Annotated in this window: 20 protein-coding genes; 9 read left to right on the top strand and 11 right to left on the bottom strand. The window is 62.3% G+C overall.

The features are described from left to right. Nucleotides 1–737, top strand: a 737-nt coding sequence (locus VIR09_RS26050) for a hypothetical protein (protein ID WP_332015487.1), incomplete at its 5' end; no start/stop codon positions are given. A gap of 83 nt (nucleotides 738–820) precedes the next feature. Here VIR09_RS26050 and VIR09_RS26045 read toward each other — a convergent pair. Beyond that, nucleotides 821–1573 carry an SDR family oxidoreductase gene (locus VIR09_RS26045; RefSeq protein WP_332015486.1) on the bottom strand — a complete coding sequence of 251 codons (753 nt, stop codon included), beginning with the start codon at nucleotides 1571–1573 and terminating at the stop codon, nucleotides 821–823. 94 nt (nucleotides 1574–1667) lie between these two features. Beyond that, complete coding sequence (locus VIR09_RS26040) at nucleotides 1668–2546, bottom strand: LysR family transcriptional regulator (protein WP_332015485.1); 879 nt, start codon at nucleotides 2544–2546, stop codon at nucleotides 1668–1670. Between the two features lie 148 nt (nucleotides 2547–2694). On the opposite strand from VIR09_RS26040, the gene VIR09_RS26035 reads away from it, so the two are divergent. From VIR09_RS26035 to VIR09_RS26025, 3 genes are all read left to right on the top strand, one after another. Then, nucleotides 2695–3819 carry an agmatine deiminase family protein gene (locus VIR09_RS26035; RefSeq protein ID WP_332015484.1) on the top strand — a complete coding sequence of 375 codons (1125 nt, stop codon included), beginning with the start codon at nucleotides 2695–2697 and terminating at the stop codon, nucleotides 3817–3819. Nucleotides 3820–4010: 191 nt separating this feature from the next. Next, nucleotides 4011–4586: an isochorismatase family cysteine hydrolase gene (locus VIR09_RS26030; protein WP_332015483.1), complete on the top strand. Its 576-nt coding sequence runs from the start codon at nucleotides 4011–4013 to the stop codon at nucleotides 4584–4586. Between the two features lie 105 nt (nucleotides 4587–4691). Next, complete coding sequence (locus VIR09_RS26025; RefSeq protein ID WP_332015482.1) at nucleotides 4692–5132, top strand: hypothetical protein; 441 nt, start codon at nucleotides 4692–4694, stop codon at nucleotides 5130–5132. A gap of 23 nt (nucleotides 5133–5155) precedes the next feature. Here VIR09_RS26025 and VIR09_RS26020 read toward each other — a convergent pair whose 3' ends face one another. Both VIR09_RS26020 and VIR09_RS26015 read right to left on the bottom strand, forming a co-directional pair. After that, on the bottom strand, nucleotides 5156–5470 hold the full coding sequence (locus VIR09_RS26020) for a hypothetical protein (RefSeq protein WP_332015480.1): 315 nt from the start codon (nucleotides 5468–5470) through the stop codon (nucleotides 5156–5158). Nucleotides 5471–5508: 38 nt separating this feature from the next. After that, entirely contained in the window at nucleotides 5509–5982 is a 474-nt protein-coding gene (locus VIR09_RS26015; protein ID WP_332015479.1) for a DUF2846 domain-containing protein, read from the bottom strand. Between the two features lie 229 nt (nucleotides 5983–6211). On the opposite strand from VIR09_RS26015, the gene VIR09_RS26010 reads away from it, so the two are divergent. Then, a complete protein-coding gene (locus VIR09_RS26010) occupies nucleotides 6212–6892 on the top strand; it encodes a hypothetical protein (RefSeq protein WP_332015477.1) in 681 nt (226 codons plus the stop codon). Between the two features lie 30 nt (nucleotides 6893–6922). On the opposite strand, the gene VIR09_RS26005 is transcribed toward VIR09_RS26010, so the two are convergent. From VIR09_RS26005 to VIR09_RS25990, 4 genes are all read right to left on the bottom strand, one after another. Continuing rightward, nucleotides 6923–7318, bottom strand: coding sequence for a YkvA family protein (locus VIR09_RS26005; protein ID WP_332015476.1), 396 nt, complete (start codon nucleotides 7316–7318; stop codon nucleotides 6923–6925). A gap of 80 nt (nucleotides 7319–7398) precedes the next feature. After that, nucleotides 7399–7896, bottom strand: a complete 498-nt coding sequence (locus VIR09_RS26000; protein ID WP_332015475.1) for a hypothetical protein — start codon at nucleotides 7894–7896, stop codon at nucleotides 7399–7401. A 6-nt stretch (nucleotides 7897–7902) separates the two neighbouring features. Further along, entirely contained in the window at nucleotides 7903–8565 is a 663-nt protein-coding gene (locus tag VIR09_RS25995) for a hypothetical protein (RefSeq protein WP_332015474.1), read from the bottom strand. Nucleotides 8566–8752: 187 nt separating this feature from the next. Continuing rightward, a complete protein-coding gene (locus VIR09_RS25990; RefSeq protein WP_332015473.1) occupies nucleotides 8753–9832 on the bottom strand; it encodes a hypothetical protein in 1080 nt (359 codons plus the stop codon). A gap of 279 nt (nucleotides 9833–10111) precedes the next feature. Here VIR09_RS25990 and VIR09_RS25985 point away from each other — a divergent pair, with 279 nt between their 5' ends. The 4 genes from VIR09_RS25985 to VIR09_RS25970 all read left to right on the top strand — a co-directional run bounded on the left by VIR09_RS25985 (nucleotide 10112) and on the right by VIR09_RS25970 (nucleotide 12215). Continuing rightward, complete coding sequence (locus VIR09_RS25985) at nucleotides 10112–10648, top strand: DUF4189 domain-containing protein (protein ID WP_332015472.1); 537 nt, start codon at nucleotides 10112–10114, stop codon at nucleotides 10646–10648. A gap of 136 nt (nucleotides 10649–10784) precedes the next feature. Continuing rightward, nucleotides 10785–11159 (top strand): glutaredoxin, encoded by a 375-nt coding sequence (locus VIR09_RS25980; RefSeq protein WP_332015471.1) that lies wholly within the window; start codon nucleotides 10785–10787, stop codon nucleotides 11157–11159. Nucleotides 11160–11174: 15 nt separating this feature from the next. Then, nucleotides 11175–11600, top strand: coding sequence for a hypothetical protein (locus VIR09_RS25975; protein ID WP_332015470.1), 426 nt, complete (start codon nucleotides 11175–11177; stop codon nucleotides 11598–11600). A 57-nt stretch (nucleotides 11601–11657) separates the two neighbouring features. Next, nucleotides 11658–12215: a sugar O-acetyltransferase gene (locus VIR09_RS25970; RefSeq protein WP_332015469.1), complete on the top strand. Its 558-nt coding sequence runs from the start codon at nucleotides 11658–11660 to the stop codon at nucleotides 12213–12215. A gap of 42 nt (nucleotides 12216–12257) precedes the next feature. Here the strand turns inward: VIR09_RS25970 and VIR09_RS25965 are convergent, their stop codons facing one another. The 3 genes from VIR09_RS25965 to VIR09_RS25955 all read right to left on the bottom strand — a co-directional run bounded on the left by VIR09_RS25965 (nucleotide 12258) and on the right by VIR09_RS25955 (nucleotide 14328). After that, the gene (locus VIR09_RS25965; protein ID WP_332015468.1) at nucleotides 12258–12590 is read right to left on the bottom strand and encodes a hypothetical protein; all 333 of its coding nucleotides are present in this window, start codon (nucleotides 12588–12590) and stop codon (nucleotides 12258–12260) included. Nucleotides 12591–12976: 386 nt separating this feature from the next. Next, nucleotides 12977–13342 carry a hypothetical protein gene (locus tag VIR09_RS25960; RefSeq protein WP_332015467.1) on the bottom strand — a complete coding sequence of 122 codons (366 nt, stop codon included), beginning with the start codon at nucleotides 13340–13342 and terminating at the stop codon, nucleotides 12977–12979. A gap of 293 nt (nucleotides 13343–13635) precedes the next feature. Beyond that, a complete protein-coding gene (locus tag VIR09_RS25955) occupies nucleotides 13636–14328 on the bottom strand; it encodes a hypothetical protein (RefSeq protein ID WP_332015466.1) in 693 nt (230 codons plus the stop codon). Between the last annotated feature and the right edge of the window lie 173 nt (nucleotides 14329–14501).

Genomic DNA, 14501 nt, shown 5'->3' with positions numbered 1-14501 from the left:
CCATCGCGCCGCCCGATGCGCCCACCGTGCTGTATTCCATCTACCAGATCGACGGCAAGGGCGCCGACTCCTATGAAGTCGCCAACGGCAGCATCGCCACTTTCTGGTTCGGCCACGCCTTCGAGCTGGGCGGCACCGGTTACTACACCGGCTTCGTCTGGGACACGCGCGAACGGTATGGCAAACCCGGCGAAGACGAGGTCGGCCCCGGCACCCAGGTCAACCTGGCCGAAGCCACCTTCACCCTGACCGGCTCCACGGCCGAACGCCCCTGGAAGTTCCGCGGCATGGAGCACACCATCGGCATGTTCGGCGCCTACGAAAAGCCGGAAGACGTGGACACCCGCCGCAAGCCGGTCGAATACCGCACGCCCGGCGGCAAGCTGGTGCTGGCCGTGCCCACCGAGGGTTTCGACAACGGCATCAGCTTCAGCGGCTACGCTCTGCTGGTCTTCAACCCAGGCCCGCCTGACGACGACGCGGGCTGGACCTATGTGGGCAGCATCAATACCGGCGAAGACAACAGCGCGGCCTGCGCCGAGGGCGACGTCATGCCCTGCGTCTCCAGCTCGGGCGAACTGGTCTTTTCCGCGCACGGCGGCAGCGACATGCCGCGCGTGACCGTCAAGCGCAGCGGCACGGAAATCTCCGGACCGGACAAGACCCGCCAGCTGGGCGCGGGCGATGCCGTCATCTATGTCTACGACACGGCCAGCAAGAAGTACGCGGAGAAGTAAGGCCAGCGTCCATGGCAGCAGGGCGCGCAGGCCGACTTCAGAGCGGCCGCGATGCCCGCGCAGGTCCGCTTGCGCCTGCGCCGCTACGTGAGATTCAGGCCGCCATCGGAAAGCAGGATCTCGCCGGTCAGATAATCCGACGCGGCAAGCATGGAGACCGCCTGCGCGATATCCTCCGGACTGGCCGCCCGGCGCATCGGCGCCTTGTCGCGCCACAGCGCTTGGGCCTGCGTCCAATCGGCCGTCATCGGCGTGTCCACCAGGCCCGGCGCAACCGCATTCACGCGGATATGCGGAGCCAGCGAAACCGCGAGCAAGCGCGTCACATGATTGAGCGCCGCCTTGGTCGCCGCATAAGGAATGGAAGCGCCCTTGGGCCGGATGCCAGCGTGCGAACTCACGTTGATCACGCAAGCAGGCCGGCCATGCGCCGCCGCCGCTTGCAACGCGGCCTGCGCCTCGGCCACCAGACGAAACGGCGCAACCACATTGACCTCATGCAATTCATGCCAGACGTCCGGCGTGGCAGCGGCCAGATCCGCATGAGGAATCACGCGGCTGATTCCGGCGTTATTGACCAACACGTCCAGCCGTCCCCATGCCGCTACGGCTTCCCGGACCAGCCGGACCCGATCGGCATCGTTCGCCAGATCCGCCTGCACGTAGACCGCCTCGTCCAGTTCGCGCGCCAAGGCATGGCCGGCTTCGGCCGAGTGCCGTGAATGCACGACCACCGCATAACCGTCCAGCGAGAGGCGGCGGGCAATAGCCTCGCCTATGCCGGAGGTCGAACCCGTGACCAGCGCAACGGGACGCGTACATTGAAGATTGGACATCGAGGAATCTCTTGCTCTGAAATGCGCCGCATGCGGCGGTGAAGCTACAACTTAACACCGTGATGAAAAACGCAGCACGACGGCGACGCCGTGCCTAGATTGCCGGGCCAACGTCCTGGCGCGACGCGCCGAGCTCGCCAGACACCCACTCGCAGAACGCGCGCGTCAGCGGATCGTCTTCGCTGTCCCGATGCACCAGCCAAGCCCATTTGGGGCCTCGCACGGTCTGCTCCGTCAACGCCGCCAGCGAGCCGTCATGGCGTGAACGTTGCGCCAGCAAACCACTGACCAGCGCCACGCCCAGGCCCTCGCGCGCGGCATCCAGCAACTGGCCCGGGTCGGAGAAATTCATGCCCTGCCCACGCTGGCCCACGTCGACGCCGCCCTGCGTTTCCCAATGGCTCCAATCCATCTCGCGCTCGCCATGCAGGGTGGCGCGCGTATCCGCCGCTAACAGGCGAGGGTGGCAGGCCGGATACAGGCAGTCTTCGACCAATACGCGGAAGGCGCAATCCGCCTGCGGCCCCAGGTCGTCGCGCAGCGCGATGTCTATGGTCTGCTTGGCCATGTCCGGCGCGGCATCGCTGGTGTACAGCCACAGATCCGCCTCGGGATGCAGGGCGCGGAAGGCCTCCAGCCTGGGCAGCAGCCAGTGCCGCGAAAACGCCGGGCTGGTGTTCACGATCAACTGGTTCGGCTTGCGGTACTGGTCCAGCCTGCGGATGCCGGCCGCCAACTGCTGCAGCATGGCCTGCGTCGTGCCCAGCAGATCCCAGCCCGCGTCCGTCAACGACACCGCGCGTCCCTGGCGGAAAAACAGCGGCTGGCCCAGATAGTCCTCCAGGCTGCGCACCTGCTGGCTGATCGCCGATTGCGTCAGGTGCAGTTCATCAGCCGCCTTGTGGAAACTGCCCAACCGGGCAGCCGCCTCGAAGCCGCGCAGCACATTCAGGGGAGGCCATTGCTTGAGCATATTGATAAGCCCTGCTAATCATAATTCCGCTAAATATATCGCTTGTCCAGGCGATTTTGCGGGAAATACACTGCAATTCATGAGGTGCGCACCTTTGACTCCGACATAACCATTTTTTATCGATCATCCAGAATTCCAGGAGCCCCACGTGCCCACCCGCCGCCAACTCATCCAACATACCGCCACGCTCATGGGCGTCCACGCCGCCGCCTCGCTGGGTTTGGGTCTGCTCGCATCCGGCGCGCGGGCCGCGTCCGCGCCACGGGGGCACATGCCCGACGAAGGCGCGCCCCAGGCCCGCGCCTTCATCGCCTTCGGCGCCCAGGACGCCATCTGGGAAGACTTCACCGCCGACGTCCAGGCCGCCTTGGGCCGCATCGCCCGCGCCATCGCCGCGCACCAGCCCGTTACCGTGTTCTGCCGCAGCCGCGAACGCAGCCTGGCCGAACGCCATTGCGGCACGGACAACGTCAGCTTCATCGAAACCCGCCTGGACGACATCTGGATGCGCGACATCGGCGCCAACTTCGTGCTCGACGGCCAGGGTGCAGTCACCGGCGTGGACTTCAACTTCAACGGCTGGGGCGACAAGCAGCGCCACGCGGCCGACGCCAAGATCGCCGCCGAAACCACCGAAGTGGTTGACGCCGAATACCTGCAAAGCGAACTGGTCGGCGAAGGCGGCGGCATCGAAGTCGACGGCCGCGGCACCGGCATCATGACCGAAAGCAGCTGGATCAATGCCAACCGCAATCCCGGCTGGAGCAAGGCGGAAGTCGAAGAAGAACTGAAGCGCTGCCTGGGCCTGCGCAAGATCATCTGGCTGCCCGGCATCAAGGGTCGCGACATCACCGACGCCCACGTCGATTTCTACGCCCGCTTCACCCGCCCCGGCGTCGTCGTCGCCAACCTCGACATGGATCCCGACTCCTACGACTACGCGCTGACCCGCAAGCACCTGGAGATCCTGCGCCGCGCGACGGATGCCGACGGCAAGCCGCTGGAAATCCACACCATGAGTCCGCCGCTCAATCCGCGTCGCAGCAAGTTCATGGACGACAACCCCGACTTCGCTGCGGGCTACATCAACTACTTCGTCATCAACGGCGCCGTCATCGCGCCGGAGTTCGGCGATGCGGAAGCGGACGCAAAGGCGCGTGATCTATTGACCCGTCTGTATCCGGGCCGCAAGGTGGTCCAGTTGGACATCGACGCCATCGCATCAGGCGGCGGCGGAATTCATTGCGTGACGAATCAGTTGCCGGCGGCGTAGTGCCAGAGGTTCCGCAAGGGGTCTTGCGGGACCGCTTTCCGGACACCGTTGCGCCATGGCGGCCGTGGTAGAGTCGTGCGTCCTTCCTGTCGCACTCCATCACGTCGCCACGCATCACACCCGGGCTGGCCCATCCGATAGCAGGCCGGAACCCGCAAGGCGAGCGTGGCAAACCTCTTGCGGAGCGGAGCATGAATATCCAGACCCCAGCCATCACCCCGGCGCGTACCGCCTTGCTGGTCATGCACTACCAGACCGACATCATGGAACTGTTCCCGTCGGTCGCCCCCGCCTTGCTCGACAACACCCGCCAGCTGTGCGACGCCGCGCGGCATGCAGGCGTGAGCGTCTACTTCGCCAAGATTCACTTCAGCCCCGGCTATCCGGAAGTCAGTCCCCTGAACAAGAACGGGCAGGGCATCAAACAGCTGGGCCTTTTCGTCCACGACCGCATCTCGCCGGAACTCGGCCGCCGCGAAGACGAACCTGTCATCATCGCCCACCGTGCTAGCGTGTTCTTCGGCACGGATCTGCAAGTACGGCTTTCCGCGCAAGGCATAGACACGCTGATCATGGTCGGCGTCGCGTCCACCGGCGTGATGCTGTCATCCATCGCGCATGCCAGCGACGCGGACTATCGCTTGCTGACGGTCAAGGACTGCTGCTACGACCCAGACCCGATCGTGCACCAGCATCTGTTCGCCACGGCGTTTGAATCGCGCACCACCGTGCTGTCGCTGGACCAGGCCTTGTCCTTGCTGGCTTAGCGGACGGCTGGAAGAATATCTGCCTTCACGGTCCCGAAGAATTCGCTCACCTTGCCAATCATGTCTTTCCGAACCATTCCCGCAGAACCTTACGCACCGCGCCGCATGGCTTTCATCGACCAATGGCGCGAAGACGGCCTGGCCATCAAGGCTTACGCGATACAACGCAATCCCGATCCGGCCGTTGCGCTGCTGCCTGCGGAGATCGCGACAGCCGCCCGCCAGACCGCGATGAGCGCATTGCAAAGCACCGCAAGCGATCCGCGCGCAACCGGCCTGGGTTTCTGCATCGTGCACGTGGGCGAGGAAGCCGTCTGGCTGCTGGTGGACTGGTGGATTTCCGGCGGCATCCTGTGCCAACAGATGTACTCCGCGCCGCTGGATCAGCCCGAGCAGTTTCAGCCCGTGCAGGGACCATTCATTGCATGCGTATGGGAACTGGAAGTGACCGCGCATGAGCGCGGCGCGTGGATGCGGCATGTGCTGCGAGAAGGGCCGGATATCGACGCGTACATGGCGGACGTGCTGCCTGCGGGCAGCTATTGAGACGGCCTCAAACAGCGCAGCGCTTATTTCCTGAGATAGGATTTCTTCCCGCTATCGGTGTAGCAGAACGTTCCGCCCCGTGGCCCTGTGCAATATTGACCATCACGGCAGCTACATGCGCCATTCGAACCTGCAGCCGAAGGCTTGGAAACAAGCGGCTGTGCGCTGGAATCCGGACTTGAACACACGCGTTTCGATGCGCTGATCGAACCGTCGCGGCACAGAAACTGTTCTCCGACGCAACGCTCCACGCCGCCCTTCTTTCCGGAACAGGGATAGTTCGCCGAATGGGCCGTTGCGGCAAACAGCAGGGCCGCCAACAACAGACCAAGACGCATCGTCATCCCCTTAGAAGAGCGGCGGAAGCCGTAGGCGATCAGCTATCGCAACGGCCTTCGGCCGCCAGGTTCACTTCGGATTTGGAGATCACCCGCTTGCCTTCCTCTTCCGTCACCTGCTCCACGCCGGCGCCGCCCACGAATACGCCCACCTTGATGAATTGGCGCACGAAATAATTCTTGCCCGCTTCCATCATCACCATCAGATCGTTCGGCGAAAACTCCGATTCGGTGGAGACTTTGTGCTGCTCGTTGCCGGCGACCTGCGTGTAGAAGAACACGCGGTCCGCGGTTTCACCCAGACACTTGCCGTTGACGTACACGTCCTTCTTCAGCGCCTTGCCCACAAAGCTGTCCCGGTAGACGTACAGGCCGGACTTTCCTTCGTCCGGCGCCGGGAACGATTTGGCCTGCTTGTTTTGTTCAGCTGGCGCCATCGGCACATTGGCGCAACCCGCGATCGCCATCACGCAAGCGGCAGCGGCCGCCAGCTTCAACATCTTTTTATTCATGTGATTCATCTTCTTCAGCTTAGTTATCTGCCGCTTCCTGCCCTCCGCAGGGGAACGGGTAAATGTATCCAAGAGATTCTAATAATGTCACATGAATACCAAATAAGCTATCTCGCAGTAGGAAATACTGCTGTTCCGGGATTAGAAATGGCAGACTACGACTCCCCGGCGACATCGCAGCCTGACATCTCCCTCGCCCATGAATAAAACCGAAGGCGCAACCTTCCTAATGGCACACGACAAGGGCAGCTCGCACTTCAGCGATCTGCACTTCCACGACTGCGCCTTCGACAACTGCGCCCTGTCCATGGTCAAGACCCCGCAGCGCATGTCGCGCGTGCAGAACGTACGCCTGTCCAAGTGCCGCGCGGTCAACTCGATGATCCAGCCCTGCATGTTTGAAGACGTGCTGATCGAGGACTTGTCCACCAACCCCATCTTGCTGGTGTGGGCCCCGTTCTTTCGACGGGTCAAGCTGGTGGGCAAGATCGGCAAGCTCAATCTCAACCTGACGCCCACCGCCTTCTGCAAGGACGACCGCCTCCTCGATCAGTTCGCAACCGCGCGCGCCGCCTTCTACTCCGAAACCGATTGGGCCTTGGACATCAGCGAAGCCAAGCTGCTGGGCCTGCGCTGCGAAGGCGTGCCGCTGCACCTGATCCGGCGCGATCCGCAAACGCAAGTCATCGTGGACAAGCAGGGGCGCTATCCGGGGTACCAGGCGCTGGGAACGGATTTCATCCAGGCGTTCCCGGGCATGGCCAGCGTGCTGCATGGCTTTGACGAATCGCCCAATCCATCCATGCTGCTGACCACCTCGCTGGCCGCGCCCAAAGCGCGGCGGGATGAGGAGAAGGGCGCGATCAGCGAACTCAGGACCTTGGGATTTGTGGAAGAGAGTTCGGCGTAGTCCTGCGCGCAAACCCGCTGCTCAGGGGGGCTACCGGAAGTACGGCGCAAGCCAGAACCACGCCGCAACGCTTATCCCCAACCATAGCGCCACGATCATCACCGCGCCCGCTAGACTTCGCGGCTTCTCACCCTGCGACTGCATCCAGGCGTCCGCCTGGCCTCGGCATTCCTGCAGCACATCGGGCGGCAACAGTTTGATGGCCAGCCAGATCAGGCCGGGCAATAACAGCACGTCGTCGACATAACCCAACACGGGGATGAAGTCGGGAATCAAATCGATGGGACTGAGCGCGTACGCCACCACGAACAGGCCCAGCGCCTTGGCGTACCAGGGCGTGCGGGCGTGCTTGCCGGCAAACCATAGCGTCAGGCCGTCGCGCTTGATGCGCTTGGCCCAGGCTTTCAGGCGATCGCTGACGTTCATGCGGAAAGCGGGTGTTCGCACCCAATAGCCGTGAATGGCGGTAGTCTGACACACCTATTCCGCTCTTGCGGCGCGCTGCTTCAGGGCTTGCGGTCGATGACAATCCGATCGCCATCCCGGCTGCACGTCAATGTGTCCCGATACGCCGCACACAGCTTGTCCACCAACGCGGACCAGCAGGCGCCGCTGACTGGCTGAGAAATCATCACGGCCTCGGCGCCCCCTTTCAGCAGGATATCGGCGCCGGAGTTCCGGCGCAGCCCTTCGGCGATGGAACCGAGTGTGCGAGGCGCCCCTGAGAATTCTTCCGCGTTGGCGGGGAACCTGCTATTCAACTGCCAGTAAAGCCCTCCAGGCAAGGCGATGGAGAGCAGTATCAAGAACACGCCGACAGGTCCTTTCAAGCCATATTTGTCGAAGATCGTTTCCACCTCATGCTTGGTGTTTGGCGTAGGGGAGGGCCTGGGTCGCAGCAACAAGTAGATCCCAAGCACAAACAAGATCAGGGCCACCACGACGGCAACAAGCAGCACGGCCCAATCCAATCCGGGCAGCTCTCGCATGCAGGTCAGATCCACGGCCGATCACCTCTTCGCATCAGAGAAGAAAAGCACCAGCAATTGCGAGGTTTGCTTGTAGTCCATCAACACGTAGCCCCGCCCGATCTCGAACTGGAAGTCGTCCGTCCACTTCACCGACAAGGGCTGCTTTTTTCCTTGGAACACTTCCGCTATGACGTGGCTGTATTTCGTGGAAAAAATGGCGATCTCGTTATCGATCTGTTTGATCGGCAATTCGGCGCTGGCGACCGTCGCTCGAAACAGGCTGGCTCGCGCCAGCACAGGCAGGGCGCTCTCGATGAAACTGCTCTCGCTCAGAGCGGCCGTATCTCCTGACTGCGCAAACGCCATGTAGCGGGCGAATATCTGCGCCGCGGATTGCAGTTGCGCCTGGTATGCGTTCTGTCCAAGTATGGAAGTAAGCACCGTGGGATTGGCCCCGATGCCCGAGAAGCCGTACTCGCACTTGCGTCCGGCGGCATACCGCTGGACGGTGCATGTCCCGTTGACGCTATAGGTCTCGTATTGCCCGGATGAGAAGCGGCATTCGCAGTATTTCGCCGGCGCGAGCGGCATTGCGGCCGGGGCGTTCTGGCCGGTTCCTTGCGCTTGGGCCGTGGCGCCCAGCGCCATGAACCAGGCCCCAATGGCGGCCAGGGCATGCAGGGTGAATCGAGAGTGCGGCATGGATACACCTCGCTTTATTCAACCACCGAGACAGTGACGCTTGCCGCACATTTAATAACGATCCCGCACGATCCGGGCCGGGATTAATCCATCAGGAGTCATCCGAAAATAGGGTCCTCGGTATCCGGTACTACGACTTCCGCGGGCGCTTTCGCAGTCCGGCGCTTTCTCCGATTTCAACTAGACGCTAGTCCGTGCCCACCGCCCGGATCAGGTTCGGCGCGGCTGCGGATTCCGGCTTGTAGTACAGCGTGGGTGCCCGATACACCAGGTCGCGCAACGCCTCGTCCAGCTTGGGCAGCTTGAAACTGCCCGCGTCCGGCGCCTGACGGAAATCCTCCAGGCTCGCGGGCAGGCGCGTCAACGTGATCGCGTCCATCGAGCAGGTCGGGCCGTAGGACGTTTCCTCGCACGAATTTGGCGTCATCACCGGCTGGTCCACCGGCAACACGAAACCGTCCGTCAGCACCGCCTCGCCCGCTTCCAGCTTGATCGCCGCTATCGGTGAAAACAACAGCTCGACATCGATGCCGGGCGCCGGTACGGCATCGGCCCAGCCCTCATTGAACGCGCGCTCCGCGCTGATACGCCAACGCAGTTCCCGCGCCGCCTCGTCGCAACCGCCTCCCACCCGCAGCACCACCTCGCAGCCCTGGCCCAGCCCGTCGTCGGCCTCTGGCCGGGACTGCGGCCGCGCGGAGGTCTTCTTGAACTCGCGATCCACCGCGTAGTCCAGCGTCGCAATGCCGATCTTCTTCAGCCGCTCCGTGACGCTCTGGCTCGGCACCGTTTCAGGAAGCTCCGTGCGCGGCTGATGATAAGTAATACGGTTGAGCCAATACTCACCCGGCCACACCGGTATCACCTGATACAGCAGCTTGCCGCGCACCGTCTGGAACTGCGGCCCCACGTCCAGCATATCCAGCTTGTGCTCACCCTGTCCGGCGCTGATCGCGTAGTCCTTTTCCGACTTGTGGTTCCAACGCATGAACGTGCTGCGCTGACGCACATAGCGGTCGCGCGTCGCTTCATCGTCGAAATCCCGCTGTGGCGCGGCGTCCAGGTTGATCGTCGGAATCACCAACAGCGCCATGCCCTCGCGCCTCGCCGTGCCCAGCAGATCGTCCACATTCGCGCGATGGCGCTCCATCTGCGCTGCCGCGCGCGCGGCCAACTCCGGATCGCTGGCGGGCTGGGCCAGCGTCAATGCGGGAGCAAACAGAGCAATCATCAGGCACACGCGGGCAGGCACGGGAAAAGACGTCATCGTTCTGGGTTCCTATTTCCGAAGCTGAAAGGAACGAGGCATTGCGAGACGCAGGGCCAGGCAATGCCCCGACGCGTAGAGGCGCAGCCATGATATCGCGCCAGCTTCGCCGCCCCGTTCGTGCGGACATCAGAGCCATTCGTAGAAAGAATTTGGGACTACACTTTCCAGGGAAAATTCACGGCCTTACACCTTGCCTCGGACTCTCTGCCTACCCGGGCTCGGCCCGCGGGACGCGTGGCATGCGGCTTAAAGAACACAACACCTGCGAGACGACACATGCGTGCTTTGAAACTGGTTTTCCTGCTGGCGATACTGCACCTCGGCATCCCTGGCCAGGCACAGGCCGAGCAGGGCTGCCCGGACGGCTTCATGCCCAACGCCGCCGGCACGCCGGGCCAGCAGTGCGTGCCGATCCCGGGCCTGTCGCGGCCACAAGGCGGCACTGGCGCGCAAACCACGCCTGACCAACCGCGCTGGACCACCCGCTGGGGCGCGATCGCCTACGACCCGCCCTCGGGCTCCGTCGGCATCGCCGCCGACAAGACCAGCAAGGCCAAGGCCGAACAGGCCGCGCTGGAACATTGCGCGTCCAAAGGCGGCAAGGGTTGCGAGACCAACATCACCTACTACAACCAATGCGTGGCGGTGGTGTATGGCCCATCGCCCAAGGGCGAGGGCGTCTTGATGAATTCCGCCAGCGCCGAGACCAAGGAACAGGCAGAAGCGCTGGGCATGGAAACCTGCAAGAAAGACACGCAGGCCACCTGCAAGACCTTCTATGCGGGCTGCAGCTACCCGGTGCGGTTTCAATAACGCGCCGGCTTCGAGTCCTGCGTCAGAACTTGGCACAGGATGACAGCCAGCCAGTGCACATGACGGTATCCGCAATACCGGAACACGCCGCACAGAGTAGACTGGCCGCCTGTCCAACCGTATCGAGTCCCTCTCCATGCTAGTCAAAGCCCTGCGTGTCGGCCTGGGTCAAATCATCGTGCTGGGCGACGCCCTCACACGCCCACGCCCGCAACAACGCTCCGCGCAAGGCCAGGCCGCGGTCAACGCCGAAGCGGCCAAGCTGTCGCTCTACCAATTCCACGCCTGCCCGTTCTGCGTCAAGACGCGGCGCGCCATCCACAAACTCAACGCGCCCATCGCGCTGCGCGACGCCAAGGGCGATCCCGAGGCGCGTGCGCAATTGCAGGCAGGCGGCGGCAAAGTTAAGGTGCCGTGCCTGCGCATTGACGAGGCGGAAGGCACGCGCTGGATGTATGAGTCCAGCGACATCATTGCCTACCTTGAACAGCGCTTCGCCAACGTGGCCTGACGGAAGCGCATAGGCATGACTCGCCTAGCTCGCCTGTTTCTCATCATCTTGGGCACCGCGAGCGCGCTGGCCGGCTGCGATTCCTCGTCCTTGAAACCCGCGCCGCCCGGATCAAAACTCAACGCCGAAACCATCGCCACGCGCGACACGCCGCCGGAGCTGCAGTTCAAGGGCGAGCTGGCCGGGCAGCCCGTGCATCTGCTGGTGCATGAATGCAAGGTGTACCAGGTCGAGCCGGCCGAAGGCGAGAACGTGAAGTGGACGCTGGTGCTTGAAGGCGACTTCTCTCTGCTGCCGACCCTCTGCGTCCAACAGCGGCTGACCGAGAGCAAGGGGGTGGTGACTGCGTTCTTGGGGCGGCAGGCGTTTGGCGCGGGTGGGTGTTGCACGGGGACGCCGGAGTATCGGTCCAAGGATGGGGTGAATTGGAAGCCGCGTTGAGTGCGGGCTTTGCGCTCGCTGGTGCTGACTACGCCGTACCCCAAAGGAAAGCCGCAGATGGCAAATGACGACCGCAGTCTGATCATTCCCAGAAGAACGCCCGAATCAGCGGCCATGACGGCCAACATCAAACGCGCGATGGCGATCACCGCCGCCCTCAACCGCCTGACCTTCAACGACGCCGCTGAGGTCCGCGCCTTGTTCAGCGAACTGATCGGCAAGACGGTCGATGGGAGCTTCCTGTTGATCCCGCCGTTCTATACGACCGGCGGCCCCGACATCAGCGTCGGGCGCAACGTCTTCGTCAATCAGAACTGCACCTTCTATGACCTGGGTGGGTTGAGCATTGCCGATGATGTGATGATCGGGCCGAACGTCAGCCTCATTACGTCTGGTCATCCGATCGAGCCTTCGCGGCGTCGTGATTTCGTCACTGCGGAGCCCATTGTGATCGAGAGGAATGTCTGGATCGCGGCGGGCGCGACCATAATTGGTGGCGTGACTGTGGGAGAGAACTCGGTGGTCGCGGCGGGTTCGGTGGTCACCAAGGATGTGCCGGCGAATACGCTGGTGGGTGGGAATCCGGCCAGGGTGATTCGGTCGATTGCTGAGTAAGGCGGGCGCTCGAGCGCCGCGCCTCTGGCTGCTTGAGTTTGGCTACTGGATCGACGACGGCGCGCCGTGCGTGACGTCGCCGAGATCTGCATCCACTTCGCAAAAGCGCGCCTGCGCCAGCACGGCATCGGTCAAGGTGCCCAGGTGATCACACAAACCTTCTACTCCGCCCATCAACGCCGCCACTGTCCAGGCGTCCAACGGCTGCCCGCCTGTTGCGTCGGGTTCGGATGCGCTGTTGCCGACCATACGGGCGATGGCCTCGATGGCGTGACGCGCGCGGTCTATGTGGTGGAGATGGGAGAGGGGGACTGGGCCGAGTTCGGGGTCGGATTCGACGGACCAGGGGTTTTGGGTGAGGGGGTGGGATTGCATGGACTTCCTCCGACGATATGGGAAATCCCGCTGCCCCACTTCCAAATGAGGCGGGCGGGCACAGGACAAGGTTGGAAGACCGGATCGTCGGAACCGGCGTGCGGCTAGCGCACCCCTGCCAAGGCCCGCCCATTGAGGCGTGCGAAGGCGTGCGGACGTGATGTCCGCACCGACGAATTTACCGGCTTCCAAACCGGGCTACCGTTGGTAGCGGTAGAAGGAGGAGTATACGGGAGGGGGGCTGATGCTATCCGCAGGGTGAATCACAATTTCGCCAGCAACTGCTCACACGTCTGCTTTCGACCCAAAGCGGCCGTTCGACAGTTGTGTCTCTGTCAGGAACCCCGGCTTCTAGTTGCGTTCCGAATAGTTTCAGGACGCTCGCCCTACAGGGTCGGTTGTGGAGTAGGGGTGTCTTTCGGTAGCGTGCCCGAAATGCGTTTTGGGCAATCCGAAATCCCCCATTTGGTCACGACACCCTTTTCGATCATGAATTTCTCTATGCATACGTGGTATGCAGAGAGTGGGCCCCAGATCTCTTCGTACGAAATGATTTTTGCGCCGCTTTCAAGCGTATAGCTCTTTTTGGGCGGCCCCCACTTGGAAATCAATTGCTCTTCCGCGCTGCCAACCCAAGGTGCATTGACGTCGTTGTAGGTTTTGTTCCGAGTGCCCATCAGCATGTTCATCTGTCCAGAGGTGCATCCCCCCAGTAGTGATGACAAGACGACAAGCAGTGCTAATTTCTTCATTTTGACCGTTATCCCAAGATTCCATCGTTGAGAGATGGGTGCTTTTTGACGGGCACGCCATCGAAAAACTTGCCAAGTGCCTCCAGCTTCCCCGACGCAAATCTGGCCGCGGAGCTTTCGCATTTATTTATTTAGGGCGTCGATGTATTAGAAACCCTGGCGCCTTGCAGCTCGGAGCCATCGAGGAGCACAGGCGAGCGCCCCGCGATCCAGGCAAGGTCTAATCGCTGAAAGCGGGGGAACCAGTGCCCGGGCCGCCCCGAAAACCGGCACAAGTTCCCTCCGTCCTGCCTTCACTTGCGTTGGACGTCGCCAGCGATCTTCCTGGCCGTCAGTGTCACGGTGAAAAACTCGTTAAGCTTATCGGCCGGAACGGCATCCAACTGGTTCCTTCCAAAATCAGAATGTTGCCCGTCCTCGAATCGAGGGTAATACCCTTTCCAGAAATAGCGCGCCTGTGTACCGCCCGCGAGCACTTCATTCGCAGGCAGCCCGGCTACGAATCGCGTATCGGCGATGTCCGCCCGCGCTCGCAAAGCGACTCGGGCCTCTGTCAATGCCCAATGGCATACCCCCCGCCCGTAATAGTCCTCATTGAGCAGCATGTCGGCATACACGGTGCCCACGTACTCGGTGGCGGATATACGGGAAAGTCGGAACGGTTCGTGGGTGGACAATGTCGGCACGTGGCCGGACAGGGCGTTGGATTTCCCACAGCGGGCGCCGTTGCTGGCGTCGAACTGGACAGTGCCCTCGACTACCGTAAACGGCGATTTGCCGTCGTCTGCGCTTGAGAGATCGGACGCATTAGCAAGTGTGAGCCGTATCTCATAGGCCTGCGTCGGAGCGGGGTTAAGCTTGCGCAGCGGTGCTTTGGCCGAGCTATCGGCGGAATTAGACCCGCACCCGGTGGTGACCAGAAGGACCAGCGTCGGCAATGCCCAACGTAAGGCCGGTGACGAGAGATATTGAAGGGCGCGCGACAATGCCGATGTTTCCTATGCGAGGTATTTATTATCAAAGTTTGCCACGAAATTGAACGTCTGTTTGTGACCGAAAGCGGTCATTAGCGATCGCGGGCTTGTGTCCTAGGCGCCGGCCAAAGACTTACTGCATTCGCGGAGATCTCCTAGCGGGTGCCATTAAGACAGACACGCCT

Origin of the sequence: Achromobacter sp., assembly GCF_036567245.1 — a bacterium.
Classification (GTDB): Bacteria; Pseudomonadota; Gammaproteobacteria; order Burkholderiales; family Burkholderiaceae_B; genus Achromobacter.
This window is presented reverse-complemented; position numbering and strand designations above follow the sequence as displayed.

Coding starts and splice junctions, on each gene's coding strand:
- VIR09_RS25975 (WP_332015470.1), top strand. CDS start 11,175: ATGACTCGCCTAGCTCGCCTGTTTCTCATCATCTTGGGCACCGCGAGC.
- VIR09_RS25990 (WP_332015473.1), bottom strand. CDS start 9,832: ATGACGTCTTTTCCCGTGCCTGCCCGCGTGTGCCTGATGATTGCTCTG.
- VIR09_RS25960 (WP_332015467.1), bottom strand. CDS start 13,342: ATGAAGAAATTAGCACTGCTTGTCGTCTTGTCATCACTACTGGGGGGA.
- VIR09_RS25965 (WP_332015468.1), bottom strand. CDS start 12,590: ATGCAATCCCACCCCCTCACCCAAAACCCCTGGTCCGTCGAATCCGAC.
- VIR09_RS26030 (WP_332015483.1), top strand. CDS start 4,011: ATGAATATCCAGACCCCAGCCATCACCCCGGCGCGTACCGCCTTGCTG.
- VIR09_RS26005 (WP_332015476.1), bottom strand. CDS start 7,318: ATGAACGTCAGCGATCGCCTGAAAGCCTGGGCCAAGCGCATCAAGCGC.
- VIR09_RS26040 (WP_332015485.1), bottom strand. CDS start 2,546: ATGCTCAAGCAATGGCCTCCCCTGAATGTGCTGCGCGGCTTCGAGGCG.
- VIR09_RS25970 (WP_332015469.1), top strand. CDS start 11,658: ATGGCAAATGACGACCGCAGTCTGATCATTCCCAGAAGAACGCCCGAA.
- VIR09_RS25980 (WP_332015471.1), top strand. CDS start 10,785: ATGCTAGTCAAAGCCCTGCGTGTCGGCCTGGGTCAAATCATCGTGCTG.
- VIR09_RS26020 (WP_332015480.1), bottom strand. CDS start 5,470: ATGCGTCTTGGTCTGTTGTTGGCGGCCCTGCTGTTTGCCGCAACGGCC.
- VIR09_RS25985 (WP_332015472.1), top strand. CDS start 10,112: ATGCGTGCTTTGAAACTGGTTTTCCTGCTGGCGATACTGCACCTCGGC.
- VIR09_RS26010 (WP_332015477.1), top strand. CDS start 6,212: ATGGCACACGACAAGGGCAGCTCGCACTTCAGCGATCTGCACTTCCAC.
- VIR09_RS26045 (WP_332015486.1), bottom strand. CDS start 1,573: ATGTCCAATCTTCAATGTACGCGTCCCGTTGCGCTGGTCACGGGTTCG.
- VIR09_RS26015 (WP_332015479.1), bottom strand. CDS start 5,982: ATGAATAAAAAGATGTTGAAGCTGGCGGCCGCTGCCGCTTGCGTGATG.
- VIR09_RS25995 (WP_332015474.1), bottom strand. CDS start 8,565: ATGCCGCACTCTCGATTCACCCTGCATGCCCTGGCCGCCATTGGGGCC.
- VIR09_RS26025 (WP_332015482.1), top strand. CDS start 4,692: ATGGCTTTCATCGACCAATGGCGCGAAGACGGCCTGGCCATCAAGGCT.